The organism is Desulfobulbaceae bacterium (assembly GCA_013792005.1).
Classification (GTDB): domain Bacteria; phylum Desulfobacterota; class Desulfobulbia; order Desulfobulbales; family VMSU01; genus VMSU01.
This window is the reverse complement of record VMSU01000138.1, coordinates 1-10,791: the sequence shown is the minus strand read 5'-3', so window position 1 is coordinate 10,791 and position 10,791 is coordinate 1. Positions and strand designations below refer to the sequence as shown.

Sequence of the window (10,791 nt, the reverse complement as noted above, 5' to 3'; positions counted from 1 at the left end):
TTACAAGTGCTACCGGGCCTATGTCCGCGGCAAGATCGGCCTGTTTACCGCCCATGCCCCTGAGGTTGATGCTGAGACCAAGACGGTGTGTCTTGCCCAGGCTAAGCAATACTTTGACTTGGCGACCCGGTATGCCAGTGCTTGATTCCCTCTGTTTTCAATGTTCGCCTATTGTAGATTGGGTCAGGCCGTCAGGCCGTAACCCAACACTATGGTGGTGTGCTCAGAGTGTTGGCAGCAGGAGCTGTAATCGTGTCTGATCTTCAATTAACGGACGATGACAATTCAAGAAATCAGACTTTGTATGTGTTTTTTGGGCTGATCGCTTCGGGCAAAAGTACCCTGGCCGAGGCTTGGGCACAGAGTTTGGGGATTAACTCGTATAACTCTGATCGGGTCAGGAAGGAGTTGGCTGGCTTGGCAGTTAGCACGCAGCAAAGGGAATCTTTCAACGCTGGCATCTATACGGCAGAGTTTTCGAGGAAAACGTACGACGCACTGCTGGCTCATGCTGAGGCCGATCTCCGAGTCAGGCGCTCGGTGGTCCTTGATGGTTCGTATCAGAGCAAGGGTGAGCGGCTTCGGGTGCAGGAGATTGCTCGGACTCACGAGGCGACCGTGATATTTATCGAGTGCTGTTGTCCTGAGTCGCTCTTACAAGAGCGCATGGCCCAAAGGGCGCTCGACCCGAGGGCGGTGTCTGATGGCAGATGGGAGATCTATCTTAAACAAAAAGACCGTTTTGAACGACCGGACGAATTGGCGTCCGGAGAGTTGATCACTATTGACACTGACGCCCCGGTTGATACTTTGATTGCCCGGCTGGCAATGTTGGTGCAAAACGCCCGCGCCGAGGCTGTGACTCGGAGCGCACTACCCGCGTAGAGGATACCTTTTTTATGTATAACAGAATGTATTTGTTGAGATTTCCAAAGGAAAGCATTGATCAGCCCATCATCTACAACCTCGTTAAGCACTACGATATTGAATTTAATATCTTGAAGGCGGACATCTTTCTTCAACAGGACGGACTCATGGTGTTGGAACTCTCCGGACATAAAAAGAATGTTCAGGCGGGGATCAGTTATCTCAAGAAACAGGGTGTCTCGGTGGAGAGTCTGGCCACGGTGGTAAACCGCGATGAAGAGAAGTGCTTTCAGTGCGGGGCCTGCACCGGACTTTGTCCTACCGGCGCCTTGGCTGTTAAACGGCCAGAGATGTCCGTCCCTTTCGATCCGGAAAAATGCACCGGTTGCGGACTCTGTGTGACAGTCTGTCCGGTGCGGGCGATGTCTGTCTCCCTCGACCCCCAGTCCATCACTAGGGAGTAGTTTCCCGTCTGTTACTCCTTGCAAATATAGGCCGAGAGTTGCTCTGCAACCCATGCTGGCCTTTGCCGGTATTCGCGTACTAGCCGTTCCTCAATGTTGCTGTTAAAGGCATAGACACCGCCGGGCAGCGCTTGACGGAAGAGGTGCAGCGTTTGAGTTTCTCCATCTCCTGGTAGCGCCATATCCAGGCCATAGCCCACCAGCCAATCATTAGGAACCTGCATCCCCGCTGAAATCAGGTGCCGGGAGAGGATCTCGTTTACGGTGTTTGTCCGTGATCGACTCTTCGAAAGCATGGTTGATACCCCGATCCTGTTTACGGTAAAGCAGGGTAGGTATTCTGTTATCAGCCACGCCATGGTGTGTCCGGCATCAATAAGGTCATCGATCAGAATCACGCCGTCAAAGCCGCTGCAGTTGTTCAGTTCTTGACCCCGGCTGTCTTGGAGGGGTTGTAGAATCTGGTGTGATGCTGCGCGCGATCCGTGACTGTAACTCCTGACTTTAAGCGACCCAATCTCATAGTCAATACCTGCCGCCGGACACAGGTGTTCAAGGTGGGGCAGCAGCATCCGGAAAAAGAGTCGTGCCCCTTCCAAGACCTGGACCAAGAGCAGGCGTTGACCCATATGTCTCGTTGCTATCTGCTCGACCGTGGACAGGGCGATTCTCTCCAGGGCGGGGGATGAGACGACCCCCGCGGTGAAGAGCGGGGCGCTGCTGCCGTCAGAAAAGGAAAAGGAGAGAGGGTAGCGGAAGGCTTGGTCCTGGAAGGGTTCTTGGTTGCCGAGCAAGAGCGGGAATTCTACTGCTGTCGCCATGAGCCATCAACCGCCTGCAGCCAGGTTCCTAGGGCAGCGCTATCGGCGATCTGCAGTGCGCGGCGTTTGCCGACCAGATCGGCCGAGGTCCCTTGCTGCTTGGCAATAGCCTCATAGACTTGGCGGCGGTCAGCGTTTTCAGCATTCATTTCTGCCGTGTTGGCATTTTTGTTGCCGATAAGTTCAAGATATCCTTTGTTGTTTTCTCCTATCACCCCGGTGGCCTTCAGGGTGTTCAGGACAGGGACCCTGGCCAGCATCCTGTCCTTGATTCCATCTGCTGCCATGGCGGTGCCCACTGCCATGATCAGGACTAAAAGTATCGTCATCAGTTGTGCTAGATTTCGTCGTGTCATCTCACTCTATCTCCAATAATCAGTTTTTAGCTTCAGCGGCTTTATCAATGTCGCCAAAGAAGTTATCAAGCGCCCGGTCTACCTTGATATTGATATCAATGGTGATGTGGATTGGTTTGATTTCAATCGGGGCCAAGGCCACCTCACTTTTGGTCTCGACCTCATGGCGGGTGCAGCTGCATGTAAACAGTAACATAACGGCAGCGCAACAGATGCCCAGTCTTTGGTTGGTTTTCATGTTTCCCCTTTATTGATTCGTTGCGCGGAGCGCACAAAGCTGGTCTCTCCCTAGTCGGGGTTGATCAACGCAGTTGGTCCCGCAGGGTCTGAATTGATTTACCATAGCAAAGGAACTCATTAAAGGGAAGACGAAAATTGACGTCCAGCCTGATTGGCTGATTGATGCCTATTTCGCCGATGCTCGTGACCTTGGTGAATGTCCCCAGGCGGGAGTCGTAGCGGAAGGGTAACGGTTTGGCGGGGTGGCCGTCGAGAGACATGGCGATCACCATCTCCTCCCCTTTGCTCTCCAGGCTCAGCGACAGCCAGTTATAGGAAAAATCCTCAAGGGCTGCCGATGCGAACTGAAGTTGGTGAAATTGCGGGGTACCCGCCGGGACCCCGCCGGTGATCAAGTCGCTGGCAGCAAACCGGATACTCCCTCCATCGCCTGGAGGAGAGTACAGAAAACCTTGAGCCACCTGGATCTTACCATTGATATACTTCATTGGGAGATGACCACTGATGGTCCCTTTGCCGCTGACTTGGGGGATGCCCAACTGGGTTAAGAGTTGGGCAAGATTGAGCCGGTCGCAGAAGAGATCGCCTGCCAGATCTCGGCTGCCCGCTTGGAGGCGGAGTCCCAGTGCATGGATTGTTCCGCCGCTCCATCCTGTCTTTACCCGTTCCACGAACAGACTTTCTTCCCCATCTCGATGCAAATCCAGTTCTCCGTCAGTCAAGCGTAAATCTCCGATTGTTGCTTTTTCGAAGCTGAAGGCTGCTTGTGGGACGTTGCTCCTTAATAGGACATTAGGGAAGCTGACGGCGCCGGAAATTCCACTGACCGTTATTTTTTTTTGAGATAGGGAGAGAGCGCCATCGGTGATGTTGACTTCGCCCTTGACCTCTTGATGAAAAGTGTCTCCTCGCGCCGTAATCTTGGCGGTAAGGATTCCTGCCAAGTTGATGGCCGAACGATTCATGGATTTGGGTTGAAAGAGATTGATAAACTCTGGCCAGTTGGTGTTCTTCAGGTCCAGGGGGGGTAAGGTTAGCGAGAAATCAAACTGTGAGCCCTTATTTTTTTGATCAAGCCCTGCTGTGCCCTTTAACTCGACTTTTAGTGGAAAGTCTTTTTCGCCCTGGAAACTGCCGGTAATTTTCCCCGCAGCCAGACCTGTCTGGCGAACGCTGAGTCCCAGTGTCCCAATTTTTTGATTATGGATCGTGATTGCTTCGATACCCAGCTTGCCGATTTCCCCTGAATCGGGCGGGTTTGGCCAGCTCCAAGGCAGGTTGACGGAGAGCTGTCGGAGGGTTGCCGGGCCAGCATTGAGCGTGTCCAATGTCCCTGAGAGGGTTATTGCTCCGGCAGGGCCGGTCCCTTTTCCTTGGGCCTGGAAGTGGATCGGGCTGAGGGTTGTCTCTCTAGCCGGCAGTGAGGCGGTTATGGTCCCCTTGTTTCCTTTGCCGTTAAGGGTGGCGTTGGTTGACAGTGCCCACTGCCCTTCGGGATCAAGCGTTACATTTAATCGTCCTGATACAATAACTTCGGGGACACCGGCAAGTTCAGGTAAGAATCTGGAGAGCGCAGCCAATGGGCAGGTGTATTCAGCCTGAACAGTTAGAGCTGCCAGGTTAATTTCACCTTTAATCGTGGGCATTGGGCTGCCAGCGAGCAGTTCAGTAGAGAAAAGGAGGCGGTCAGGATGATCTTTGTTGGTTTCTAGGTGAAGTCGGAATGGGATATCGATGGTGGTGTCTGGTGTATGGACTAGGATCCGGCCATAGTCGATATCGAGATTGCGAAAGGCAAGCGGCAGGTGGAAGCCCTTGGTTTCGGTTGTTGTGGGGGGAGTGAGTGTTTTCTGATCTTTCTCCGGTACTTCCCGCAAGCGAAAACCATTTGGATTGTTGGTGAGATGGATCGTCAGTCCTGAAATTGTAACGTCATCCAGAGTTCTGGCAAGGAGCCCGGTCGGGGAGAAGGAGACTGTGATTGCCTTGGTCTCAAGGGTCTCGTTGCCTTGTTCTCCCCAAGTCACCTGGTTGAGATCCAGATGGCGCCAATCGAGGAGGCGGACATTGGCGGAAAGGTTAAAACGCTCTTTCAGTCCGAAGGGGAGGCCTTGCCGAAACAGAGTGAATCGCAAGGCTGATGGCAGGGCCAGAATTAGGAGAGCTAAAATCGCCAGTGCCATTAAAGTGCGGCCGAACCAGGTGGGCATCACTTAGGCCTTGACGCAATCCGTTTTTCGACACTGGGAAACAGGGTCATGTCGGTATGGGGCAGAAAAAGCGAAGCCACATACTGGTCGCTGAAGTGGGCGACCTCGGATAGTTCAAAGCTGGTCATCTTGCGCACCACCTCGACCACGTCCCGGCGAATGTGATTGCTTAACTCGCTCATCCTGGCCCCCATCAGCGAGCCGTTGCCAACGTATAAGACTTTTTGTGGATCAACCTCGGGCAAGAGGCCTACCGTCATGGCGCAATCAAGGTCGACATAGGAGCCAAAGGCCCCGGCCAGGATAACCTGTTCGAGGTCGGAAACCTGGAGGCCCACCTCTTCGATCAAGGTCTTGGCTCCGGCAAAGATAGCGGCCTTGGCTCGGATGAAATTATTGATATCCACCTCGTTGATAACGATATCGTGGTCGACTCCGGCATTCTCCTGCCATGCCAGCACAAACTCAGCGCCACTTTTTCCCTGGCGGAGCCGCGGGCTGGCGATGGTGTTGAATTTTCCTGCCTGATTGATCACCCCGTGTTCAAACAGGCAGGCCACGATAATCAGCAGGCCCGAGCCGCAGATGCCGATGGGAGGTTTGCCGCCCACGGTAATGTTCATCGGTTCAAAGGTCTCGGGGTTGATGCTGAAATCTTCAATGGCCCCGGAGGCTGCTCGCATCCCGTGAGTGATGCCGCCACCTTCAAAGGCCGGACCTGCGGAACAGGCGGCGCAAACCAGCCAGTCGCGGTTGCCGATGACGATTTCGGCGTTGGTGCCAATATCGATATAGAGGGTTACGAGTTCGGTGCGGTACATCCCTGAGCCCATGACTCCAGCCACGATATCACCGCCCACATAGCTTGATACCGCAGGGAACATCAGGGCCAGGGCATGGGGAGGGAGGTCAAGGCCTAAGTCCGAGGCCCTAAACGGGGGGAAAAAGGTAGATACCGGCACATAGGGGGCGCGGCGGATATTGTCTGGTTCGAGTTCCAGGAAGAGGTGCGTCATGGTGGTGTTGGCGGCAATGGTCACCGAGTTGATTTCGTCGGGGGTGATCGGGTGTCCGCTCATGCCATAGGGTAGAGTGGCTTTTGCCAGCAGATTTTTGATAATGGTGTTGATGGTGCCGATGACCAGGGCGCTCATCTGTTTGAGGCCCTCATCCTGCTCGGCATGGATGATTCGGGAGATGACGTCCTCGCCGTAGCTGATCTGGGCGTTATATTCGCCTTTTTCACTTAGGATCCGGCCGCTGTTCAAGTCAATCAACTGGCCGTAGACGGTGGTGGTGCCGATATCGATGGCCAGGCCGAAGTTGCGATTGGCCCAGCATCCGGATTGGATGTTGATGATATGGGACTTGAATTTCTCGTTGACCGGACGTCCCACTGTGACGGTGATCAGAAAATTATTTTCCCTTAAGGCCCGCCTGACTTTACGGAGGACCGGCAGGCCGGTGACCAGGCGGTGAAGATTGTATTGTTCGGCCAGGCCATGGATAATTCGTCCGACGTCGGCTCGGTTGTCCGCTTGGCTGGGGGGAGGGAGTTCCAGGCAGAGCTTTTCCACCGGCAGGACGAAGATCCCCTCCTGTTTCAGGTTTTCAACTTCGAAAACATGCATTCGCGCCCGGTGTCGTTCTGGCACTGCGGTAGCGAGGACCCCGCCGCTTAAGCCCGATTCTTGCGGGATCCTGATGATGAGATCGCCGTAGACCTCGGCAAGGCAGGCTTGGCGATAGCCGATGGCGTGATCGTTAGCCGAGAGCTTTTCGCTAGCGCCGCCTATCACCTCACCCTGCTCGACAAGGACCCGGCACTTGCCGCAGAGGCCGGCCCCGCCGCAGGAGGCGTTGATGTGGAGCCCAGCTGCCCGCGCAGCGCGGATGAGTGAGGCACCCGTTACCACGGACACTTTTCGGCCGCTGGGAAGGAAGGTGATGGTGTGTTTGGATTCCATAGGTGAAATTCTCCTTACGTTATCTCTACTTTTCCTTGGTGGCGCTGTCAAGCGTCGGCTTTACGTCAGGAACAGGAGATGTCATGTCGTGACGCAACTCAATTACTGTGACTTCCGGCGGGGAGAGGAGCCGGATGGGAGGACCCCAGGTGCCGCTGCCGCGGTTTACATAGAGTTGGCACTGCTCATCAATCGTGAGGAGTCCTGCATTTTTGACGAAAAAAAGATTGGTGAGCAGTGAAAATGGAAATATTTGACCTTTATGGGTGTGGCCAGAGAGTTGTAAGTCAAAAAGGCCGAAGCTGTCCGGGGATATCTCTGGTCTGTGCTTGAGAAGCAGGGTGAAGGTTGACTGGTCCAGGGGGGCGAGCAGGTTCTGCTCAACGGATGGGCCGGTTAGCTCAGCTGCATGGCGGCCCCGGTCATTGACCCCAGCGAGAGTAAGCAGTCCGTCGAGGTGGATGGCCTCTCCTTGCAGCAGGGTGAATCCGGCGCGTTTAGTGAAGGATAAGGAGTGTGAGATGCCGGCATAGTATTCGTGGTTGCCTGTGACCGCGTATTTGCCGTAGCGCGGTCGGATGTCGGCAAGCATCTCAGCCAGTTCTTCCATGCCGTCGAGTTGTCCATCGACCAGGTCCCCTGTGCTGACCAGGATATCCGGTCGGGCCTGGTTCACCGCCGTAAGGATTCGGCCAAGGCGGGCGCGGCCTATGATCAGCCCCAGGTGGACATCGGAAATTTGGACAATGCGGAGAGGGCTGTGGGCTGCCGCTAGTTTTGGGGTGTTGATGATCACGGTTTCAGTGTGGATTTGCCGGGCCTCAAAAAAACCATAGAGGCAGAGAGTGAGAGCCAGGGATGCCGGGATAAGCAGCCCTGCCAGTGGGCTAGTCAGGCGCTTGAGGGGGAGAGAGGGGCGCCACCGGGAAAGTGTTGTTGCTCCTAAGAGGCAGGTGTCGAGGATGATCCCGGAGACTACAAACAAAAAAATGAACGCCAGCCAGAGATAGCTCCAGAAGGCTAGAGGTTTGGCAAGTTCATTCAGCCCCGCCTGTTCAGCGACCCGGACCAGGATGGGTGCAAAAGGCAGTAGCAGCAGCACAAGGATAAGTATGGCTGACAGTGTTCGGGAAAGGGGGAGAGCACTGCGCAGTTTGATAAAAAAATAGAGTTGCCACAGAGAGTAGATGAAGAAAAAGAGGAGCAGGACTTTAGGCATTAAGAAACTCTTGTTTGCTGTGTTGGCGAGGGTGTTTTCATGAAATAGCGCATCATGGGGGCGCTGGTGATGCTGGTGATCAGCGCCATCACCACCAGCGCCACGAAGACCGGTTGGCTGATGATTGCTGCCTCAAAGGCCAGGCTGCCGAGAATGATTTCCATGGCTCCTCGGGCATTAAGGCCGAAGCCAATCGCCAGTGATTGTCGCCACGACATCCCGCCAATTTTGGCGCCCACTCCTGCCCCTGCCACTTTGCCGATATAGGCAAGGATGAGCACGATGGTGACTATCTGTAGGTCAAAGTGTCGGAGGAAATCTACATTCAGGCCGATGGAGACAAAAAAGAGAGGAGCGAAAAAATTAGTCACAAATTGGTGCATGATCTCACGTGCCTGCTCCCGTAGGTGGACGGAATCGCCAATGACAATTCCAGCAATGAAAGCGCCAAGGATGGCATGGACATTAATGCTTTGGGTAAAGGCGGCACACAGCAGGCAGAGTCCCAGACTGAGAGACAGGACCCCTCCCGGCCAGGAAAGGTTGGTTTCTACCCAAGGGAGAATACGGTTGATTGCAAATCGTCCAGCAATCAGCATGAAGGCTGAGAAAGCGGTAATTGACATAATTGTATGGCCAATGGTGGCAGGGCTGCCACTACCTTGTCTTGCCATCGAGAGGATGAAGGAGAAGACGAGCCAGCCCACCAGGTCATTGAAGATGGCAGCGGCGAGAATCACCATGCCGATGTCGGTTTTGAGCATATTCATATCCAAGAGGATCCTGGCAATGACTGGCAAGGCCGAAATAGAGAGCGCGGTCCCCAGAAACAGGGCGAAAATAGCATGGCTTGGCCCGTTGTTTGGGGCATTGAATAATTGTGGAAAGAACCAGGCGAGGGCGAGACCTGAGGCAAAGGGGAGAATCATGCCGCCAAGCCCGGTGGTGATGGCAATCTTCCCTTGCCGGAGGACCAGCGGCAAACGGACTTCAAGTCCGGTGACAAAGAGGAGCATGATCACGGAGAGAGAAGTGATGGTGTCCATGGCCAGGGAGAAATTGGCGTTGCTGGCGAAGGGAAAGAGTATGCTGTGGGTTGTGGGGGAGAGGTGTCCAAGGATCGTCGGGCCGAGGGCGATTCCGACCAGCAGTTCTCCCATTACCAGGGGTAAACCAAATCGTTTTCCATATTCAGATACGATGCGGGAGATGATCAGCATGGTGCTGACCGCCAGGAGCAGGGTTATCAGATCATTGTGGCTTAGTTTGGACATGAAATGGTCTCTGCGTCGTCAAGGGGAAGGGCGATTTGGAGTCGTCTGGCAGCTTCGGGAATGGACAATGAGCATGCTGCACGGCAGATCTTCCAGGATATGTTCCAGGTCGTGGGGAAAGATTCGGTCGATCAGGCCGTATCGGGTGTCGGGAGAGTTGATGGCCAGGAGGTCGGCGTGGCTGCTCTCTGCATATTGACGGATAGCATGGCCCGGTTGGCCGGGGATGGTTTTTTCCTTGATGGTGATTTTTCCGGGGGCACAGAGGCAGATCATGTCGTGAGCGTTGCTTATAGCCTCGCTGTTCATCTGCGATTTGGTCTGTAAGGCCTGGCCGGCGGTGCTGTGGTCGGCCATGGCCATGGCCAAGCCAGGTTGGTCGAGTTCGGTAACTACTGTAATCTCTTGGGCGCCAACATTTTGACCGAAATAGACGGCAGCGTTTATGGTGTGGATCGTTTTTGGGTTCTTGTCTCCGCAGATAACAAATTTACTGAACGAGGTGCCGTTGGCCTTGGGTTCGGTCAGCAAGAGCAGGGAACATTTAGCGGCTCGACTGAGTCCTCTTGCTACCGAGCCAAGATAGTAGCGAAAGAGATTTTCTCTTCGTAAGGCTCCCAGGATAAGAAGGTCTACGCCATTGACTTTGCAAAGGTTGAGTAAGGTCGGGACGGGATTGCCGTCCTGCCAGATGATTCGGGTTGCCTGGCTGGAGAGGCCTAAGCGTTGGCAGCACTCGCGCAGGGTTGTTTCGTGGTGTGGGGTTTTTCTGCCGACATGGAACAGGAGCAGGCGGGCATCACATGCTGCTGCAATGATTATGGCTTCGCCTAAAACCTCTTTCAAGCGAGGAGAAAATGCCACTGCCACTCCGATTGTCTTGAAAGGATAGGGGGGGCGTCCTTTCAATGAGGGGTTGTTCATGAAAACGCTCCTTGGTTGCAGCTGATAATGGCGCCCTGCTGACGGGGCATTTTTTCCGGTGATGAAGAAGGGTGGAGTTCTCGGCTTTGTAAAGGACTCTTTTACTTTCTACCTCAGGTTTACTTCCACTTCAAGGGGATCGTTGTTCTGCCTGGGAGCGGCGCATCTTTTTCAGTGGAATCAGATAGTCACGCCGCATGAGTTTAGGGTGTGTGGAGCATTTTTTGGAACCGAGAAATTACAAAATTACCGTTTATCTTTGCCGTCATGCCGGGATGACGAATGTTTTGAGAGTTGTAACTGTTCAGCAGTGCCACATCTGCGTTGTTATCGGCCTGCTCATGTGCGAAAAGCACACATCGCAGGCCGATGCCTAGCATCTGCGGCACTGCTGAACAGTTACGGTTCTGGGCTTCGGCACCTTTCTGGGTCAGAAGGTGGATAGTTAC

The 10,791-nt window shown here is 54.2% G+C and carries 10 protein-coding genes; 2 read left to right on the top strand and 8 right to left on the bottom strand.

Features of this window, described 5'->3' with window-relative positions; translation table 11 throughout:
• The first annotated feature begins 177 nt into the window (after window positions 1–177).
• Both FP815_08305 and FP815_08300 read left to right on the top strand, forming a co-directional pair.
• On the top strand, window positions 178–885 hold the full coding sequence (locus FP815_08305) for an AAA family ATPase (protein MBA3014942.1): 708 nt from the start codon (window positions 178–180) through the stop codon (window positions 883–885).
• A gap of 14 nt (window positions 886–899) precedes the next feature.
• Window positions 900–1,331: a 4Fe-4S dicluster domain-containing protein gene (locus FP815_08300; GenBank protein ID MBA3014941.1), complete on the top strand. Its 432-nt coding sequence runs from the start codon at window positions 900–902 to the stop codon at window positions 1,329–1,331.
• 11 nt (window positions 1,332–1,342) lie between these two features.
• On the opposite strand, the gene FP815_08295 is transcribed toward FP815_08300, so the two are convergent.
• The 8 genes from FP815_08295 to FP815_08260 form a co-directional block, all read right to left on the bottom strand.
• Window positions 1,343–2,152 (bottom strand): hypothetical protein, encoded by an 810-nt coding sequence (locus FP815_08295; protein MBA3014940.1) that lies wholly within the window; start codon window positions 2,150–2,152, stop codon window positions 1,343–1,345.
• A complete protein-coding gene (locus tag FP815_08290) occupies window positions 2,137–2,508 on the bottom strand; it encodes a DUF1318 domain-containing protein (protein ID MBA3014939.1) in 372 nt (123 codons plus the stop codon). Before FP815_08290 ends, FP815_08295 begins: the two co-directional genes overlap by 16 nt.
• A gap of 19 nt (window positions 2,509–2,527) precedes the next feature.
• The gene (locus tag FP815_08285; GenBank protein MBA3014938.1) at window positions 2,528–2,746 is read right to left on the bottom strand and encodes a hypothetical protein; all 219 of its coding nucleotides are present in this window, start codon (window positions 2,744–2,746) and stop codon (window positions 2,528–2,530) included.
• 64 nt (window positions 2,747–2,810) lie between these two features.
• Window positions 2,811–4,958: a hypothetical protein gene (locus FP815_08280; GenBank protein MBA3014937.1), complete on the bottom strand. Its 2,148-nt coding sequence runs from the start codon at window positions 4,956–4,958 to the stop codon at window positions 2,811–2,813.
• Window positions 4,958–6,925, bottom strand: coding sequence for a DUF4445 domain-containing protein (locus FP815_08275; protein ID MBA3014936.1), 1,968 nt, complete (start codon window positions 6,923–6,925; stop codon window positions 4,958–4,960). The genes FP815_08280 and FP815_08275 overlap by 1 nt, the downstream gene beginning before the upstream one ends.
• A 25-nt stretch (window positions 6,926–6,950) precedes the next feature.
• Entirely contained in the window at window positions 6,951–8,144 is a 1,194-nt protein-coding gene (locus tag FP815_08270; protein ID MBA3014935.1) for a metallophosphoesterase, read from the bottom strand.
• Window positions 8,144–9,418 carry a cation:proton antiporter gene (locus tag FP815_08265; protein ID MBA3014934.1) on the bottom strand — a complete coding sequence of 425 codons (1,275 nt, stop codon included), beginning with the start codon at window positions 9,416–9,418 and terminating at the stop codon, window positions 8,144–8,146. The genes FP815_08270 and FP815_08265 overlap by 1 nt, the downstream gene beginning before the upstream one ends.
• Before the next feature lie 18 nt (window positions 9,419–9,436).
• Complete coding sequence (locus tag FP815_08260; protein ID MBA3014933.1) at window positions 9,437–10,342, bottom strand: hypothetical protein; 906 nt, start codon at window positions 10,340–10,342, stop codon at window positions 9,437–9,439.
• Window positions 10,343–10,791 lie beyond the last annotated feature (449 nt).